13 protein-coding genes and 1 riboswitch are annotated in these 17,597 nt (G+C 70.9%); of the genes, 8 read left to right on the forward strand and 5 right to left on the reverse strand.

The window, feature by feature from the left end:
• The first annotated feature begins 286 nt into the window (after positions 1-286).
• The 3 genes from H4696_RS18685 to metE all read left to right on the forward strand — a co-directional run bounded on the left by H4696_RS18685 (position 287) and on the right by metE (position 6,851).
• Positions 287-3,190 (forward strand): ribonucleoside-diphosphate reductase subunit alpha, encoded by a 2,904-nt coding sequence (locus tag H4696_RS18685; RefSeq protein ID WP_086863875.1) that lies wholly within the window; start codon positions 287-289, stop codon positions 3,188-3,190.
• Between the two features lie 14 nt (positions 3,191-3,204).
• Positions 3,205-4,278: a ribonucleotide-diphosphate reductase subunit beta gene (locus tag H4696_RS18690; protein WP_086863876.1), complete on the forward strand. Its 1,074-nt coding sequence runs from the start codon at positions 3,205-3,207 to the stop codon at positions 4,276-4,278.
• Positions 4,279-4,329: 51 nt separating this feature from the next.
• A riboswitch (cobalamin riboswitch) is annotated at positions 4,330-4,521 on the forward strand.
• Between the two features lie 98 nt (positions 4,522-4,619).
• Positions 4,620-6,851 (forward strand): 5-methyltetrahydropteroyltriglutamate--homocysteine S-methyltransferase, encoded by a 2,232-nt coding sequence (gene metE, locus H4696_RS18695; RefSeq protein ID WP_086863877.1) that lies wholly within the window; start codon positions 4,620-4,622, stop codon positions 6,849-6,851.
• Positions 6,852-6,966: 115 nt separating this feature from the next.
• Here the strand turns inward: metE and H4696_RS18700 are convergent, their stop codons facing one another.
• Positions 6,967-7,371 (reverse strand): pyridoxamine 5'-phosphate oxidase family protein, encoded by a 405-nt coding sequence (locus H4696_RS18700; RefSeq protein ID WP_192782397.1) that lies wholly within the window; start codon positions 7,369-7,371, stop codon positions 6,967-6,969.
• Between the two features lie 75 nt (positions 7,372-7,446).
• On the opposite strand from H4696_RS18700, the gene H4696_RS18705 reads away from it, so the two are divergent.
• The 4 genes from H4696_RS18705 (at position 7,447) to H4696_RS18720 (ending at position 12,496) form a co-directional block, all read left to right on the forward strand.
• Positions 7,447-8,427, forward strand: a complete 981-nt coding sequence (locus H4696_RS18705) for an AraC family transcriptional regulator (protein ID WP_086865434.1) — start codon at positions 7,447-7,449, stop codon at positions 8,425-8,427.
• A 17-nt stretch (positions 8,428-8,444) separates the two neighbouring features.
• Complete coding sequence (locus H4696_RS18710; RefSeq protein ID WP_086865433.1) at positions 8,445-9,905, forward strand: cytochrome P450; 1,461 nt, start codon at positions 8,445-8,447, stop codon at positions 9,903-9,905.
• 237 nt (positions 9,906-10,142) lie between these two features.
• Entirely contained in the window at positions 10,143-11,957 is a 1,815-nt protein-coding gene (locus H4696_RS18715; RefSeq protein WP_086865432.1) for a putative bifunctional diguanylate cyclase/phosphodiesterase, read from the forward strand.
• A gap of 77 nt (positions 11,958-12,034) precedes the next feature.
• Positions 12,035-12,496 carry a peroxiredoxin gene (locus H4696_RS18720; protein WP_086865431.1) on the forward strand — a complete coding sequence of 154 codons (462 nt, stop codon included), beginning with the start codon at positions 12,035-12,037 and terminating at the stop codon, positions 12,494-12,496.
• Positions 12,497-12,691: 195 nt separating this feature from the next.
• Here the strand turns inward: H4696_RS18720 and H4696_RS18725 are convergent, their stop codons facing one another.
• The 4 genes from H4696_RS18725 to H4696_RS18740 all read right to left on the reverse strand — a co-directional run bounded on the left by H4696_RS18725 (position 12,692) and on the right by H4696_RS18740 (position 16,597).
• A complete protein-coding gene (locus tag H4696_RS18725) occupies positions 12,692-13,222 on the reverse strand; it encodes a GNAT family N-acetyltransferase (RefSeq protein WP_086865429.1) in 531 nt (176 codons plus the stop codon).
• A gap of 41 nt (positions 13,223-13,263) precedes the next feature.
• Entirely contained in the window at positions 13,264-14,466 is a 1,203-nt protein-coding gene (locus H4696_RS18730) for an LCP family protein (protein ID WP_192782398.1), read from the reverse strand.
• A gap of 95 nt (positions 14,467-14,561) precedes the next feature.
• Positions 14,562-15,815: an SAM-dependent methyltransferase gene (locus H4696_RS18735; protein ID WP_192782399.1), complete on the reverse strand. Its 1,254-nt coding sequence runs from the start codon at positions 15,813-15,815 to the stop codon at positions 14,562-14,564.
• A gap of 89 nt (positions 15,816-15,904) precedes the next feature.
• Positions 15,905-16,597, reverse strand: coding sequence for an alpha/beta hydrolase (locus H4696_RS18740; protein ID WP_086862039.1), 693 nt, complete (start codon positions 16,595-16,597; stop codon positions 15,905-15,907).
• Positions 16,598-16,714: 117 nt separating this feature from the next.
• Between H4696_RS18740 and H4696_RS18745 the strand changes: the two genes are divergently transcribed.
• Positions 16,715-17,443 carry an SIS domain-containing protein gene (locus H4696_RS18745; protein WP_169735045.1) on the forward strand — a complete coding sequence of 243 codons (729 nt, stop codon included), beginning with the start codon at positions 16,715-16,717 and terminating at the stop codon, positions 17,441-17,443.
• The last annotated feature ends 154 nt before the right edge of the window (positions 17,444-17,597 follow it).

Consider the following 17,597-nt stretch of genomic DNA (forward strand, 5'->3'; position numbering starts at 1 on the left):
TGGTCCGCTCGGGCCGCAACGGCCTCGGAACCTACTGCCGCCAGCGCGCCCGCGCACCTTGAACTGCACCTCTCGGTGATCACGTAACCCGGCAGGGTGAGCCCCCGACACGCCATCCCTTGGGTCCCGCGCGCGGACCGACCCCTACATGTAGTCTCTGGTGACCGGCAGCCCCCAGCGACGGGGAGACCGCTGCAGAGGGTCGCCGGGCAGCTTTGGAGAAACCGCAGCGCACGGCCTCATGACGCCGTGTGGCGATCGAACGCGCCCAAATTTGGAGACACGCATGTCAGTCGAAACCGGTCAGCGGCCCTCAGCCGCCGACACACCCACCGCGATCCGGGTCATCCGGCGGGACGGCAGCGTGTCGCCGTTCGACGCCGGGAAGATCTCGGTCGCGCTGACGAAGGCGTTCCTCGCGGTCGAGGGCGGCGACGCCGCCGCGTCCTCCCGCGTGCACCACGTCGTCGCGGAGCTGACCCAGCAGGTCGAGACCACGCTGCTGCGCCACGCCGGCCCCGAGACCGCCCTGCACATCGAGCAGATCCAGGACATCGTCGAGCTCGCCCTCATGCGCGGCGAGCACCACAAGGTCGCCCGCGCCTACGTCCTCTACCGCGAGGAGCGCAGCAAGGCCCGCGAGGCCGCCAAGCCCGCCACCACCGAAGCGACGCTGAACGTCAAGGGCACCGACGGCGTGCTGCGCCCGCTCGACTGGGCACGCGTGTCCCACGTCGTGGGCGAAGCCGTCGCCGGCCTCGATGACGTCTCCGCGGAGCCGGTGCTGGCCGAGGCCAAGCGCAACCTCTACGACGGCATCAGCGCCGACGAGCTGGCCCTGGCCCAGGTCCTGGCCGCCCGCGTGCTGGTCGAGCAGGAGCCGAACTACTCCTTCGTCTCCGCCCGCCTGCTGCTGGACAAGCTGCGCGGCGAGGCGCTGAGCTACCTGGCGGGCAAGCCGCGCCAGGCCAGCCAGGACGAGATGACCACCGAGTACGCGCCGTACTTCCGCGCCTACCTGCGCCGCGCGGTCGAGCTGGAGCTGGTCGACGGCGAGCTGCTGCGCTTCGACCTGGACAAGATCACCGCCGCGATCCGGCCCGAGCGCGACCTCGACTTCGGGTTCCTCGGCCTGCAGACGCTGTACGACCGGTACTTCCAGCACCACGACGGCACCCGCTTCGAGCTGCCGCAGGCGTTCTTCATGCGCGTCGCGATGGGGCTCGCCATCCGCGAGGCCGACAAGGAAGCCCGCGCGATCGAGTTCTACGAGCTGCTCTCGACGTTCCACTTCATGGCGTCCACGCCGACGCTGTTCAACTCGGGCACCACGCGCCCGCAGCTGTCGTCCTGCTTCCTGACCACGGTGGACGACGACCTGGACTCGATCTTCCAGGCGTACAAGAACAACGCGCTGCTGGCGAAGTACTCGGGCGGCCTCGGCAACGACTGGACCCCGGTCCGCGGCCTCGGCGCGCACATCAAGGGCACCAACGGCCAGTCGCAGGGCGTCGTGCCGTTCCTCAAGATCGCCAACGACACCGCCGTCGCGGTCAACCAGGGCGGCAAGCGCAAGGGCGCGGCGTGCGCGTACCTCGAGACGTGGCACGTGGACATCGAGGAGTTCCTCGACCTGCGCAAGAACACCGGTGACGACCGCCGCCGCACCCACGACATGAACACCGCGAACTGGGTGCCCGACGAGTTCCTCCGCCGCGTCGAGGCCAACGCCGAGTGGACGCTGTTCTCGCCGAACGAGACGCCGGACCTGCACGACCTCTACGGCAACGAGTTCTCCGCCCGCTACCGCGAGTACGAGGCGAAGGCCGAGCGCGGCGAGATCAAGGTCTTCCGCAAGATCCGCGCGGTGGAGCTGTGGCGCCGCATGCTGACCATGCTGTTCGAGACCGGCCACCCGTGGATCACGTTCAAGGACCCGTGCAACCTGCGCTCGCCGCAGCAGCACGTCGGCGTCGTGCACTCGTCCAACCTGTGCACCGAAATCACGCTGAACACCAACAGCGAAGAGGTCGCGGTCTGCAACCTCGGCTCGGTCAACCTGCTCAAGCACGTCACCCCCGAGGGCCTGGACACCAAGCGCCTCGAGAAGACCGTGCGCACGGCCGTCCGCATGCTGGACAACGTGATCGACATCAACTTCTACACGATCCCGGAGGCGCGCCGCTCCAACCTGCGCCACCGCCCGGTCGGCCTGGGCATCATGGGCTTCCAGGACGCGCTGTTCGAGATCGGCGTCCCCTTCGCCTCCGAAGAGGCCGTGAAGTTCGCCGACGTCTCGATGGAGCACCTCTCCTACTACGCGATCTCGGCCTCGACCGACCTCGCCGAGGAGCGCGGCCAGTACCAGTCGTTCGAGGGATCGCTGTGGAGCAAGGGCATCCTGCCGATCGACTCGCTGCAGCTGCTCATCGACGCCCGCCAGGGTGACGCACTCGACGTCGACACCTCGTCCACTTTGGACTGGGCGCCGCTGCGCGAGCGCGTCAAGACCGTCGGCATGCGCAACTCCAACGTGATGGCGATCGCGCCGACCGCGACGATCTCCAACATCTCCGGGGTCGGCCAGTCGATCGAGCCGCTGTTCCAGAACCTGTTCGTCAAGTCGAACATGTCCGGCGACTTCACCGTGGTCAACCCGCACCTGGTCCGCTCGCTCAAGCAGCGCGGGCTGTGGGACGAGGTCATGGTGTCGGACCTCAAGTACTTCGACGGCAGCCTCGGCCAGATCGACCGCGTCCCGGACGACCTGAAGGCGCTGTACGCCACGGCGTTCGAGATCGAGTCGAAGTGGATCGTGGACGCCGGTTCGGTGCGCCAGAAGTGGATCGACCAGGCGCAGTCGCTGAACCTCTACATCGCGGCGCCGAGTGGCCGCAAGCTCGACCAGCTGTACCGCTACGCGTGGCACAAGGGCCTCAAGACCACGTACTACCTGCGCGCGCAGTCCGCGACGCACGTGGAGAAGAGCACCCTGCGCGGCACCGACGGCAAGCTGAACGCCGTCTCGGCCACCCCGGCACCCGCCGCAGCCGTCCCGGCCGCCGCGCCGACCCCGGCCCCGGCTCCGACGCCGACGCCCGCTCCGAAGCCGGAGCCCGACGTCGACTTCGTCGCCACCGAAGGCGCCGCCTGCCGCATCGACGACCCCGACTGCGAAGCCTGCCAGTAAGGATCCCGAAGAACATGACCAACGTGGAGACGACGGACGCCACCGGCCTCGGGGAGATCGAGGTCGGCGCCGCCCGGATCAACGTCGACGACAAGCGCATGATCAACGCGCGCGCCGACGTCAACCAGCTGCTGCCGATGAAGTACAAGTGGGCGTGGGAGAAGTACCTCGCCGGCTGCAACAACCACTGGATGCCGACCGAGGTCGCCATGCAGGCCGACATCGCGCTGTGGAAGTCGCCGGACGGCCTCACCGAGGACGAGCGGCAGATGCTCAAGCGCAACCTGGGCTTCTTCGCGACCGCGGAGTCTCTGGTGGCCAACAACATCGTGCTCGCGGTGTACCGGCAGATCACCAACCCCGAGTGCCGCCAGTACCTGCTGCGCCAGGCGTTCGAGGAAGCCGTGCACACGCACACCTTCCAGTACATCTGCGAGAGCCTCGGCCTGGTCGAGGGCGAGCTGTTCAACATGTACCGCGAGGTCCCGTCCATTTCGGACAAGGACGCGTGGGCGCTGAAGTACACGCAGAACCTGGAGAACCCGGACTTCGAGACCGGCACGCCGGAAGCCGACCAGGCGTTCCTGCGCGACCTCGTCGCGTTCTACGTGATCTTCGAGGGCATGTGGTTCTACACCGGCTTCGCGCAGATCCTGTCGCTGGGCCGCCGCAACAAGATGGTCGGCATCGCCGAGCAGTACCAGTACATCCTGCGCGACGAGTCGATCCACCTGAACTTCGGCATCGACTGCATCAACCAGATCAAGATCGAGAACCCGCACCTGTGGACCGAGGAGTTCCAGGCCGAGGTGCGTGGGATGCTGAAGGAGGCGTGCGAGCTCGAGGTCAACTACGCGCGCGACACCATGCCGCGCGGCATGCTCGGCCTGTCGGCGCAGCTGTGCGAGCAGTACATGCACTTCATCACCGACCGGCGCGCGCAGCAGATCGGGCTCGCCCCGATCTTCGGTGAGACCGAGAACCCGTTCCCGTGGATGTCCGAGGCGATGGACCTGAAGAAGGAGAAGAACTTCTTCGAGACCCGCGTCATCGAGTACCAGTCGGGCGGCGCTCTCGACTGGGACTGATCCTTCCCGCTAGGCTCGGCCACGCCACTGGTTCGCCCGTGGCGTGGCCGAGCTTTTTTATGTGCCCGGTCACGTCCCGGTCGAGGCAACAGGGAACCCGGTGCGAATCCGGGACTGCCCCGCAGCGGTGAGTGGGAACGAAAGCCGTCAAGAAGCACTGAGCACCAGCTTGGGAAGCGACGGCCGGTAGGCGCGAGCAGCACGCCCACGAGTCCGAAGACCTGCCCGTGGCGCGTGCGCCGACGGCGTGCGCGAGTCCGGGCCTCGCGGGATGGGCACGACCGAAACGCTCGCCTTCGCGCGCGTCCGGGCTCTTCGGACTAGCTCGCGAGGAGAGAGCTGTGACCATCGGCACCACTGTGCTCGGCTACCCCCGGATCGGCCCGGACCGGGAGCTCAAACGCGCCCTCGAGCGCTACTGGGCGGGCAAGATCGACGAAGCCGCGTTGCTCGCCACCGGGCGTGACCTGCGGGAACGGACCTGGCGCGAACTGCGCGACGCCGGGCTGGATTCGGTCCCGTCCAACACGTTCTCGCACTACGACCACGTGCTCGACACCGCCGCGCTGTTCGGCGCGCTGCCCGCCCGGCCGGGTCTTTCGCCGCTCGACACGTACTTCGCCGCCGCGCGGGGTGTCCAGGACGCGCCGGCGCTGGAAATGACCAAGTGGTTCGACACGAACTACCACTACATCGTCCCCGAACTGGGCCCGGACACCGAATTCACGCTCGCCGGGACCAAGCCGCTCGACGAGTACCGGGAGGCCCGCGCCCTCGGCATCGAGACGCGGCCGGTGCTGCTCGGCCCGGTCACGTTCCTGCTGCTGTGCAAGGGCACCGCCGGGTTCGCCCCGCTGGAACTGCTCGACACGCTGCTCCCCCGCTACTCCGATCTGCTGGCGAAGCTGCACGACGAGGGCGCGGAATGGGTCCAGCTCGACGAGCCCGCGTTCGCCGCCGACCGCACCGAAGCCGAGCTGAACGCGCTGATCCGCGCGTACCACTGGCTCGGGAAGGCGACGGCGCGGCCGAAGCTGCTGGTGGCCGGGTACTTCGGCGGGCTGGGCCGCGGGCTCGGGGTGCTGGCCCGCGCGCCGATCGACGCGCTCGCCGTCGACCTGGTCACCGACGAGTCCTTTGTGGACACCGTAGCGGCCGAACCGGCGTTGCGGGACAAGGAGGTCGTGGCCGGGGTCGTCGACGGGCGCAACGTCTGGCGGACCGACCCGCACCGGGCGCTGAGCAAGGCCGCGACGCTGCTGGGCGTCGCGAAGTCCGTGAGCGTCTCGACGTCGTGCTCGCTGCTGCACGTGCCCTACGACGTCTCGCGCGAGGATCTGCACCCGCGGCTGAAGAGCTGGCTCGCGTTCGCGCGGCAGAAGGTCGACGAAGTCGTGCTGCTCGGCCGCGCGCTGCGGGGCGGATCCCCGGACCTGGCCGCGGCGCGGGCGGCGGTCGCGGACCGGGCGGCGGCGGCCGATCCGGGCGTCCGGGCGCGGCTGGCCACGCTCGAGGCGGACTCCCGGGCGCCGTACGAACAGCGTGCCGCCGCCCAGCAGGCCGCGCTCGGGCTGCCGCCGCTGCCGACCACGACGATCGGCTCGTTCCCGCAGACCGCGGACGTGCGCCGGGCGCGGGCGGCGCACCGGGCGGGGACGCTCGACGACGCCGGGTACGACGCCGCGATGCGCCGCGAAGTCGAGCGGGTCGTCCGGCTGCAGGAGGACCTCGGGCTGGACGTGCTGGTGCACGGCGAGCCGGAGCGCAACGACATGGTGCAGTACTTCGCCGAGCAGCTGAGCGGGTTCGCCGCGACCGCGCACGGCTGGGTGCAGTCGTACGGCTCCCGCTGCGTCCGCCCGCCGATCCTCCACGGCGACGTCTCGCGGCCGGCGCCGATGACTGTCGCGTGGGCCCGGTACGCGCAGAGCCTGACGCGCAAGCCGGTCAAGGGGATGCTGACCGGCCCGGTGACGATCCTGGCGTGGTCGTTCGTCCGCGACGACCAGCCCCTGCCCGAGACGGCGCGGCAGGTGGCGCTGGCGATCCGCGACGAGGTCCGCGACCTGGAGGCGGCGGGCATCCGGATCGTCCAGGTCGACGAGCCGGCGTTGCGGGAACTGCTGCCGCTGTGGCGTTCCGCGCACGCCGCCTACTTCGAGTGGGCGGTGTCGGCGTTCCGGCTGGCGACGTCGGGGATCGCGGACACGACCCAGATCCACACGCACATGTGCTACTCGGAGTTCGGCGAGGTCCTGCCGGCGATCGACGCGCTGGACGCGGACGTGACGTCGATCGAGGCGGCGCGCTCGAAGATGGAGGTGCTGACCGACCTCGCCGCGGCCGGCTTCACCCGCGGCGTCGGCCCTGGCGTGTACGACATCCACTCGCCGCGGGTGCCGTCGGTGGCCGAAGTCGCTGCTTCCCTGCGGACGGCGGTGGGTGCGGTGCCGCCTTCGCGGGTGTGGGTGAACCCGGACTGCGGCCTGAAGACGCGCGGCTACGCGGAGGTGGAACCAGCGCTACGCAACCTGGTCACGGCGGCGACCCAGGTGCGAGCCGAGCACCCCTGACGGGCTGCGCCCCCCGGTCGCCACTTTAGCCGCGGCCCCCGACAATCCCCGGTCGCGAAGTCCGTGAATGCCACATTGAGGGACGCTAGGTCTCTCAATGTGGCATTCACGGCTTTCAGTAGGCGTAGCGGCGGACCTTCTCCGGGTGCAGGACCAGCCGGAGCTGGTCCGTGGACAGGATTTCCTTCAGGTCCGCGGCGCGGGCGGGGTCGTCCAGGTTCCAGTAGCGGGACGCCAGGCGCTCGGCGAGGTCGTGGGCGCCGTCCGGCTCCAGGGAAACCCCGCCCGCGACCGAAATCCACCGTTCGCGCTCGCCCACCGGGGCCGCCACGACGATCGACGCGTGCGGGTCGCGGCGGAGGCGGCGGACCTTGGCTGCGTCCGGTTCGGAGAACAGCTGCAGCGTGCCTTCCGGGGTGGCCTCGAACCAGACCGGACGCGGCTGGCCGCCCGCCACCGTCAGGAAGCCGTGCAGCGGGCGGCGGAGGAACTCGAGGTCGGCAGGGGTCAGTGTGTCCATGTCCCCGATTCAACCCGCCCGCCTCGGACGATCCCATGGGTGAAAAGCCGGACCACCTGTGCGATCGTCCGAGGGGTGGACGTACTGGGTGACCTCTTCCGCGACGTACGGGCGCACGGCTCGCTGTTCGGCAGCTCCGCCCTGTCGCCGCCCTGGTGCCTGCGCTTCGTCGACGGGGCGCCGCTGACCCTCTGCACCGTCCTGGACGGCGCCGGCTGGATCGTGCCCGAAGGAGCCCCACCTGAGCCGCTGCGGGCCTACGAGACCGTCGTCGTGCGCGGGCCCGGGACCTTCAGCTTCGTCGACGAGGTCGGCACGCGCGCCGAGCCCGTCGACTGCGGGGAGTTCTGCGCCGTGCCCGAGCTGGGCGGCACGCGGCACCGGCGGGGCTGGTACGAGCCCGGCGACGGCGGCACCACCCTGATCGTCGGCGCCTACCCGGCCGGCGGGGAGATCAGCCGACCGCTGCTGGACGCGCTGCCCGTCGTGCTCCGCGTGGACGGCGGGGGCACCGGGGACGCCGTCCTGGACCACCTCGCCGCCGAGGTCGCCGCCGACACGCCGGGCCAGCAGGTCGTGCTCGACCGGCTGCTCGACTGGATGCTCGTCTGCACGCTGCGCGAGTGGTTCGACCGGCCCGGCGGCGAGCCTCCGGCGTGGTGGACCGCGCAGCGCGACCCCGTCGTCGGCCACGCGCTGCGGCTGCTGCACGACGAGCCCGCGGCGCCGTGGACGGTCGGTGCGCTGGCCCGCCGCGCCAGGGTTTCGCGGTCGACGCTCGCCAAGCGCTTCGCCGACCTGGTGGGCGAACCGCCGCTGACCTACCTCACCCGCCGCCGCATGGCGCTCGCCGCGGACCTGCTGACCCAGCGGGCCACCGCCACCGTCTCGGAAGTCGCCCGCAGCGTCGGGTATGCCGATCCCTTCGCGTTCAGCGCGGCGTTCAAGCGGGTCCGCGGCGTCAACCCGAGCGAGTTCCGCAAGCCCCGACCACCCGAAAGGACGGCCACCCAGGTGTTGTCAGACCGTCAACAAGGGTGCATCGTGGAGGGGTAGCCGATCTCAGCGGGGAGATGGTCACTTTGCCGGGCACCGTGAGCCGAGCCACCGAAGCACTGCGTGAACGGGTGCCGCCCTTGACGGCGTTCCCGCTCCCCCGCGGGGTCGACGAGCGCTGGCTGCGGTCGCGCTGGCCGGTCAAGGAACTCGCGACGCCGCCCGCGGGCAGCGGCCTCAAGCCGGTGCTCGGCGACGAAGGCCCGCCGGTGGTCGGGCACATGCTCGAGATGATGCGCTTCGGCCCCGCGTTCGGCCTCCGCCGCCACGAGCTCTACGGCCCGGTCTCCTGGACCGCGGGCTTCGGGCGCCGGATCGTCGCGCTCTCCGGGCCGGAGGCGACGCAGATCGCGCTCGTCAACAAGGACAAGGCGTTCTCTCAAGAGGGCTGGAAGTTCTTCATCGAGAAGTTCTTCGAGCGCGGCCTGATGCTGATGGACTTCGGCGAGCACCACCTGCACCGCCGGATCATGCAGGAGGCCTTCACCCGGCAGCGGCTGACCGGCTACGTCAACGAGATGGGCCCCGCGCTGCGCGAAGGCGTCACGGGCTGGGAATCGAGCGGGCGCCCGCGGCTGTACTGGGCGCTCAAGCAGCTGACCCTCGACGTCGCGACGCGCGTGTTCATGGGCATGCGCAGCGGCGCCGACGCGCACCGGATCAACCGCGCGTTCGTCAACTCCGTGCGCGCCGGCACCGCGTTCGTGCGCTTCCCGGTGCCGGGCGGGCGCTGGTCGGCCGGCCTGCACGGGCGGCGCCTCCTCGAGCGTTACTTCGGCGAGAACCTCCCCGCCAAGCGGGCTTCCGACGGCGACGACCTGTTCTCCGCGCTCTGCCACGCCACCACCGAGGACGGCGACCGGTTCACCGACACCGACATCGTCAACCACATGATCTTCCTGATGATGGCCGCGCACGACACGACGACCATCACCAGCAGCGCCATGGCCTACTACCTGGCCAAGTACCCGGAGTGGCAGGAGCGCGCCCGCGCGGAGTCGCTGGCGCTCGGCGACGACGTCCTGGACATCGACGCCGTCGAAAAGCTCGAAACGCTCGACCTGGTCATGAAGGAGGCGCTGCGGCTGGTCGCGCCGGTGCCGTCGCTGACCCGCCAGACGGTCAAGGACACCGAGGTGCTCGGGCACTACATCCCGGCGAACACGCTGGTCGGCGTGTCGCCCACGGTCAACCACTTCACGCCGGAGTGCTGGACGAACCCCTTCGACTTCGACCCGGAACGGTTCGCCGAGCCGCGGCGCGAGGACAAATCGCACCGGATGGCGTGGATGCCCTTCGGCGGCGGCGCGCACAAGTGCATCGGCCTCCACTTCGGCGGGCTCGAGGTCAAGTTGCTGATGCACGAGATGCTGCGCGCCTACCGCTGGTCGGTTCCGGAGAGTTACACCGCGAAGTGGGACTACGTCTCGCTACCGGTCCCGGCGGACGGTCTGCCGGTGCGGCTGAGCCCTCGCTGACGCGGGCGCCGTCTACCACGGCATACAGGCCGTGACAAGATGTCACCTCATGTGGACAGCCGTTCACTCGTTCAGCCGGTAGACACCCCGTTACCCGCATGATGGCGTGGCATCGGTCACGGGCGAGGGGTACCTGGTGTGGTTGTGGAACCCCTGGCACCGCGGCTGAACTGGCCTGACCTGCGCGTGAAGAGGTGGAGTGTGCCTGAGCCCGGTCCCGCGCCAGGACTGCTGGACGTGGCGCGCCGGTGGGCGGCGACGTTGGCCGACACCAAAGGAGTAACACTTCCCCCGGAGGAGCTCGAACCGCTCCTGCTGGAAGTCGCGAACGAGGCGGCCGACCACGCCGGCTCCCGGCACGACGGCGCGCTGCTGCGGTTCTCCGCGCTCTACGCCGCGTCGCCGATGGGGATCGCGCTGGCCGACCCGGACGGCGACATCGTCGAGGCCAACCTCGCGCTCGGCCAGCTGCTCGGCTGCTCGCCGGAGAAGCTGCGGGGCAGGCACCTCACGGACCTCGGCTCGACCGACCACGACGTCTCGCGGCTCAAGGCCGGGCTGGAGCAGGTGCGCACCGCGCGCGAGCGGTACCAGGAGCGGATGCTGCTCGACCACGCCGAAGACGGGCAGCTCTGGACCGACGTCACGCTCGCCCGGCTGCCCGGGGACAAGCCGGGGTCGGTCTACCCGGTGCTGATGGTGTCCGACGCGAACGAGCTGCACCTGCTGCAGGAACGGCTGCTGCACCAGAACGTGCACGACCCGCTGACCGGGCTGCCGAACGCGTCGTCGTTCACCACCAAGCTGGAAGCCGCGCTCGGGGCCGGCGCCCGCGACGACATCGCGCTGATCTACCTCGACGTCGACGGCTTCAAGGTGATCAACGACGGCCTCGGCGCCGGCGTCGGCGACCAGGTGCTGCGCGGGGTGGCGGGCAAGCTGTCGGCGGTGTTCACCGGGCACCACGACGGGTTCGTCGCGCGGCTGTCCGGCGACGGCTTCGCGGTGCTGCTGCGGGGCGAGCTCTCCGCCACCGAGGTCGTGGGCCTGGTCGAGCGCGCGCTGGAGGACCTCAACGAGCCGATCTACCTGGGCGGGCACGGCATCGGCGTCAGCGCGAGCGCGGGCATCGTGGTGCGCGCGGCCGTCGAGGGCGGCGCGGCCGAGCTGCTGCGGGCGGCGGAAATCGCGCTGCACCGGGCCAAGGAGGCCGGCAAGGCGCAGTGGATGCTGTTCGACCCGGAGCTGGACGCCCGCGACCGCGGCCGCTACCAGCTCGGCGCGGTGATCGCCGGCGCGCTGGAGAACGGCGAGTTCTCACTCGTCTACCAGCCGACGGTCCGGCTCGCCCGCACCGAGGAGCTCGCCGCCGTCAACGCGGGGCTGCGGTGGAACCACCCGGAGAAGGGCGAGCTGAGCTCCGACGAGTTCTACCCGCTGGCCCAGACGACGGGCATGACGGTGCCGCTGGGCCGCTGGCTCCTGGCCGAGTCCCTGGCGGCGACGGCCCGCTGGCGCACCCGCTTCGGCGACGCGGCCCCGGACGTCTGCGTCCGCCTCCCGACGCGGCTGGCCATCGACCCGGACCTGGTCCTGCTGGTCAAGGAGCAGCTGGACAAGCACGAGCTGCCGGCGAAGGCCCTGCGCCTGTGCACCGACCGCGACTCGGTCCTCGACCCGGGCGGCGAGGTCCTGGAGTCGTTCGCGGTGCTGGCCGACCTCGGCGCGCAGCTGGTCCTGACGATTTCGGGCTCGGCGGACCTGGAGCTGATCCCCCAGCACCGCCTCCCGATCCGCCACGTGATCCTGTGCGGCCCGGTGGTCGACGCGCTCGACGCGGAGGATCCGGCGGAGGCGGACATCCGGCACCTGACCCAGCTGGTCACCCGTGCCCGCGAGCTGAACCTGCGGGTGGGCGCTGAGGGCGTCCGCACGCACGAGCAGGCGGCCCGCCTGCGGCAGCTGGGCGTCCTGGCGGCGCGCGGCCCGTTCGTGTCGGACTCGGCGACGGGCGACGAGGTCGACGAGCTGATCGCCCGCCACCCCGGCTGAGCGCGGACCAAGCCGGTCGCGGGGCGGCTCCGAAGGACCGGCAGGATGGGTTCTGCCGCCGACGAGAAAGGACGTCCATGGACGCCGGAGACCTCGCCCCCGACTTCACCCTGCCCGACGACCAGGGGGCCGACCGCACGCTGTCGGACTTCCTGGCCACCGGGCCGGTCGTGCTGTTCTTCTACCCCGCCGCGATGACCGGGGGCTGCACCGCCGAGAGCTGCCACTTCCGCGACCTCGCCGCCGAGTTCGCCGAGGTCGGCGCGCACCGGATCGGGATCAGCCCGGACGGCGTCACCAAGCAGCGCCAGTTCTCCGAAGCCAACGGCTTCGACTACCCGCTGCTGTCCGATGTGGACGGCGAGGTCGCGAAGCAGTTCGGCGTCTGGCGGAAACTCCTGCCGCTGCACGCCAAGCGCGTCACCTTCGTGATCGGCGAGGACCGCAAGGTGCTCGAGAAGATCAAGAGCGAGCTGAACTTCACGGTCCACGCCGACCAGGCGCTCAAGGTGCTGCGGGAGCGGAACAAGGTGTCCTGAGCGGTCAGCGGCGCCACCCGCGCGGCGGCCAGCCCGGCGGCCGGCACACACCGGCCGCCGGCCACCCCCGCGGCCGGTCGCGCCGGCGCCGCCCGATCGCGAAGTCGCGGACCTCGGCACGGTTCCCGCGCCGTTCGGCCCGGCTCGCGACCTCGCGCCGCTCGCACAGCCACCGACCGGTCACATATCCCCAGTTCACGGCTTCTCCCTCCGCCAGACGTGGTTGGTGCCCGCGCACGACGGAGCGAGCGGCTCCTCGACGGGTTCCTCGCGCGCCTTGGTGAAGCCGAGGCGCGCGGGCACCGCTCCACTTCGGACGTTCCGCTCGTCGTGCTTGATCTCGACGTAGCCGGCCCCGAGCCGGAACGCCTCCGCCGTCAGGAAACCGGCGGCCCGGGTGATCAGGCCGCGCCCGGTGTACGGCCGCGCGAGCCAGTACCCGATCTCGACGCCGCCGTCCCGCGCCATGATCCCGATGGCGCCCGCGATGACACCGTCGACGCGGAGGGCGAAGTCGTGGGTTTCCCCGCTCTCCCAGTTTTCCCTGGTGCGCCGCAGGAACTCGGCGGAGTCGTCGGCCGTGTAGCCGCCGGCCGCCCAGATCATCCACGCGCCGATGTGCTCGAGGGACCCGCCGACGGTCGCCGTGAGTTCGGGCCCGTCGGCGAACTGCCAGCGAGCCAAGGTGAATTCGTCCACGCGGTACGACTCGGCCGGGGTCTCCATGGCTCCCATGGTGCCCCGGCCGAGGATCGAGCGCGCCCGAATTAATTGACGATGACGCTGTCCGGCACCGCGCTGTCGTTCTTCAAAGCGTCGAACAGCTGCTTCGACTTGTTCTTGTCCCAGTTCTCCGCCGACCCGCTCGTCACCGGCACCGTCGTCGTCACCACGCCGCCCGACGAAATCCCGCGCATCGCGATCGCGAGGCCCGCCAGGTTGTGGACGTGGTCGCCCGAGTCCATCGTCAGCGCGTCCGGGGCCGAAGACAGCAGGGGGAAGAAGTCGAACGGGTTGAGCAGCGTGCCCGGGCTCGCGATCTGGCTGACCAGCGCGCCGATGAACTTGCGCTGGTTGGCGACGCGGTCGAGGTCCGAGCGCGGGGTCGCGTCGCTGTGGCGCATGCGGACGAAGCCCAGCGCGGAGCGGCCGTCGAGGGACTGGCAGCCGGCCTTGATGCTGATGCCGGTCATCGTGTCGTTCATGTCCTTGTCGATGCACATGTCGACGCCGCCGATCGCGTCGACGATCTTGGCGAAGCCGCCGAAGCCGATTTCCGCGTAGTGGTCGAGGTGCAGGCCAGTGGCGCCTTCGACGGTCTGGGCGAGCAGCTTCGGGCCGCCGAGGGAGAACGCCGCGTTGATCTTGTTCGTGCCGTGGCCCGGGATCTTCACCTGGGAGTCGCGCGGCAGCGACAGCAGCGTCGGCTTCGTGTCGTTGTCCGGGATGTGCGCGACCATGATCGTGTCGGTGCGCTGCCCGCCGCCGGCCGCGGCGACGTCGCCGGTGGCCAGCCGCTCCTCGTCCTCGGCCGTCAGGCCTTCGCGGCTGTCCGAGCCGACGATCAGCCAGTTGGTGCCGGACTCGGCGACCGGGCGGCCGGAGTAGTCGGCGAGCGCCTCGACGCGCTTGATCGAGAACTCCAGGTAGACCCAGATGCCGGCGAGGAAGACGACGAAGACCAGCACCAGGGCGCCGAGGACCTTGCCGAAGCTCCACCGGCGGCGGCGCGGCGGCCGGGACGGCGGGTAGTCGTCGGCCGGGCGCGGGGGCTCGCGGCGCGGGGGCGGTGGCGGGGCGTACTGGGGCTCGGGCTCCCCCATCGGGCGGGTGCGCTCGTCGTACGGGCTGCGGCCCCGCCCGGGCAGCGGCATCATCTGCGCGCGCTGGTGCTCCCGGGAGCGCCCGGCGGGCGGCCGGGGCGGCGGCATCCGGCGCCCGCCGTCGTCGCCTCGGTACGTCATCACCATCACCCAATCCCGATCCGGACAAACTGTCGTCGTCAGTACACCGCACGTCCTCGAACGGAGGACGTGCGGCACCGGGGTGGGGTTGCGACGTGGGGTTACTCGCCGGTCGCCTCGTAGCCGAACTGGTGGACCTTGAGGTACCCGGAGCGGAACCCCGCCTCCGAATAAGCCAGGTAGAACTCCCACATCCGGCGGAAGACGTCGTCGAACCCGAACCCGGCGATGTCGGTCCAGCGGTGCAGGAACCGTTCGCGCCACAACCGTAACGTGCGCGCGTAGTCCTGGCCGAACTCGCGCATCCCGGCCAGCTTGAGCCGGGTGTTCGCCTTGACGCCCTCCTCGATCGAGCGCACCGACGGGATGATGCCGCCCGGGAAGATGTACTTGTGGATCCAGGTGTAGGCGCGCGACGACGCCAGCATCCGGTCGTGGTCCATGGTGATGGCCTGCAGGCCGAACCGCCCGCCGGGGCGCAGCCGCTCGCCGATCGTCTCGTAGAACGCCGGCCAGTAGGACGCGCCGACGGCCTCGATCATCTCGACGCTGACCACGGCGTCGTACTGGCCGCTCGACTCGCGGTAGTCGCACAGCTTCACGTCGACGCGGTCGGAGAACCCGGCCGCCGCGATGCGCTCGGTGGCCAGCGCGCGCTGTTCCTCCGAAATGGTCAGTGACGTCACGCGCGCGCCGCGGGCGGCGGCGCGGATGGCGAGTTCACCCCATCCGGTACCGATTTCGAGGACTTCGCTGCCGTCGCGCACGCCCGCGTAGTCGAGCACGCTGTCGATCTTGCGGTACTGGGCGGCGGTGAGGTCGTCCTCGGGGCCGAACAGCGCCGAGGAGTACATCATCGACTCGTCGAGGAAGGTCCCGAACAGGTCGTTCGACAGGTCGTAGTGCCGGTGGATGTTGGCCCGCGCGCCCTCGAGGGTGTTCTCCTCGGACGGCGGCTGCGTGCGCTCGGCGATCCGCCGGAACTTCTGCAGCGCCGGCGGCACCAGGGTGCCCATCCGCTCGGCGAACGGCGTCAGCACCTCGGCCAGGTCGGACGCGGTCCAGTCACCGGCCATGTAGGACTCGCCGAAGCCGATCTTAGCGTCCGCGCCGAGGCGGTGGAAAAAGGCTTCCGGCCGCAGAATACGCATTTCGGGCGATTCCGGCCCGCCGGCGCCGAGCACCGTGCCGTCCGGGAACGTCACCCGCACGTCGAGCGGGCGGACCGCGCGGCGGAACAGCGCGGCGGCGATCCGCGCGCGCAGCGGTGAATGCGGCGGGCTGGCCAGCCCCGGCCAGCGGTCCTCTTCCGGCACGTCCCCGGTCGACGTCCGGTCAACGCTCGAAGTGGTCACGATGCTCCCTCCGGCCGGCTACGCCGGTGATCGATCCTAGTGCCGCACCCCGCGGCTCGCTTCGCCGAATGCCCTGTTCGGGGCGGGTCTCAGACAGGTATTCGGAGCCGCTCGGGCCCCGGAGCGGCCCACGCGCCGCGGAGTTCGTCACCGGTGTTCCCCGCCAGGACTTCCAGTGTGAAAGCAATCGTCAGCCGGGTCCACACGGCCGACCGGCGGAGCATGGCGTGCCCCTCGTTCGCGATCTCGAACCGGGCGACGCGGGCGGCGACGCCCTCGGCGCGTTCGGCGAAGGCGTGCGACTCCGCCGGGCTGGTCATCCGGTCGCGGGTGCCGTGCACGATGAGCACCGACCGCCCGGCCACCGCCCCGACCGGTTCGCCGCGCGGGGTCCACGGCGCCAGCGCGCAGATCCCGCGCACGGCGGGGTCGTCGGCGACGCGCAGCGCCACCCGGCCGCCCATGGAGTGCCCGACCAGCACCACCGGCACGCCGGGGTGCTCGGCGCGGATCCGGTCGAGGGCCCAGCGGGCGTCGTCGAGCGGGTCCATGGCGGGGGCGTTCCAGCCGTAGCGCCGGTTGCGCAGCAGCCGCACCTCGACGCCGTGGCCGCGGGCCGCCCGGTGCAGGGCGCGCGCGATCGGGACCATCCGCAGGTAGGCGAGCTTCCAGGGCGGCACCGCGCCGGTGCCGCGTTCCGCGCCGCCGTGCAGCACGAGCACGACCGCCTCGGTGCGCCCGCGCGCCGGCCACACGGACACCGCCGGTTCCGCCTCGCTCACCCACGTCCTCCTACTCACCCGCATTCGGGTCAACCCGGTTCGGCCACCGGGCTATTCCACCGCGCACCACCATCTTCGCGGTAGATTCGGCGCCCGATCCCCGACGGAAGGGTGGGTGTGGTGAGCGCCACGGACATCTCCGGCAGTGTCGCCAAGCAACTGGCGGACGTCGAACAGGCCAACGCCGAGGCAGTGCGCGAAGCGGCGGAACTGGTCCTGGGGGTGATCCGGGCCGACGCACTGGTCTATACCGCGGGCGCCGGGCACTCGCTGGCCGCGGTCGCCGAGACGTTCTACCGGGCCGGCGGGCTCGCCTGCGTCTACCCGCTCTACCACCCGGACCTGCTGCCGCTGCACGGCGCGGTGAGCAGCACGAAGACCGAGCGGCGCACCGGCCTGGCCGCGGAGGTGCTGGCCGAACGCGCGCCCGGCCCGGACGACGTGCTGGTGGTCTTCTCGACGTCCGGCTCGAACCCGTACCCGGTCGAGCTGTGCATCGAGGCCCGCAAGCGCGGGGCGGCGGTCATCGCGATCACGTCGCGGGCGTGCGTGGCGGCGGCGCCGAAGCGGTCGTCGAGCAACCTGGTGGAGCAGGGCACGGTGGTGCTGGACTCGCTCGTCATCCCCGGCGACGCGAGCTACCCGCCGGACGCGCCGCGCACCGCGCCGCTGTCCACTGTGGTCAACGCGTTCCTGTGGAACCTCGTGCTCGCCCAGGTCTACGACCGCGGCGCGGCCGAGGGCCTCGACGTCCCGCTGTGGCGCAGCTCCAATGTGGAGGGCGGCGACGAGGCGAACGCGGCCCTGCTGGAGAAGTACGGCGCGATCGTGCCCCGGCTGCGGTAGCCGCGCCGGTCGGTGCGGGCCGCGCTCCCGCGTCCGGTCGGCGGCAGCTTCGCCGACGTCTTGAATGAGTCATTCAGGTCTTCGGAGGTCCTGAATGACTCATTCAAGACACCGCAAGCGCATCCGGCACGACTCTGCCGGGAAGCTGACCTCG

Origin of the sequence: Amycolatopsis lexingtonensis (genome assembly GCF_014873755.1) — a bacterium.
GTDB lineage: Bacteria > Actinomycetota > Actinomycetes > Mycobacteriales > Pseudonocardiaceae > Amycolatopsis > Amycolatopsis lexingtonensis.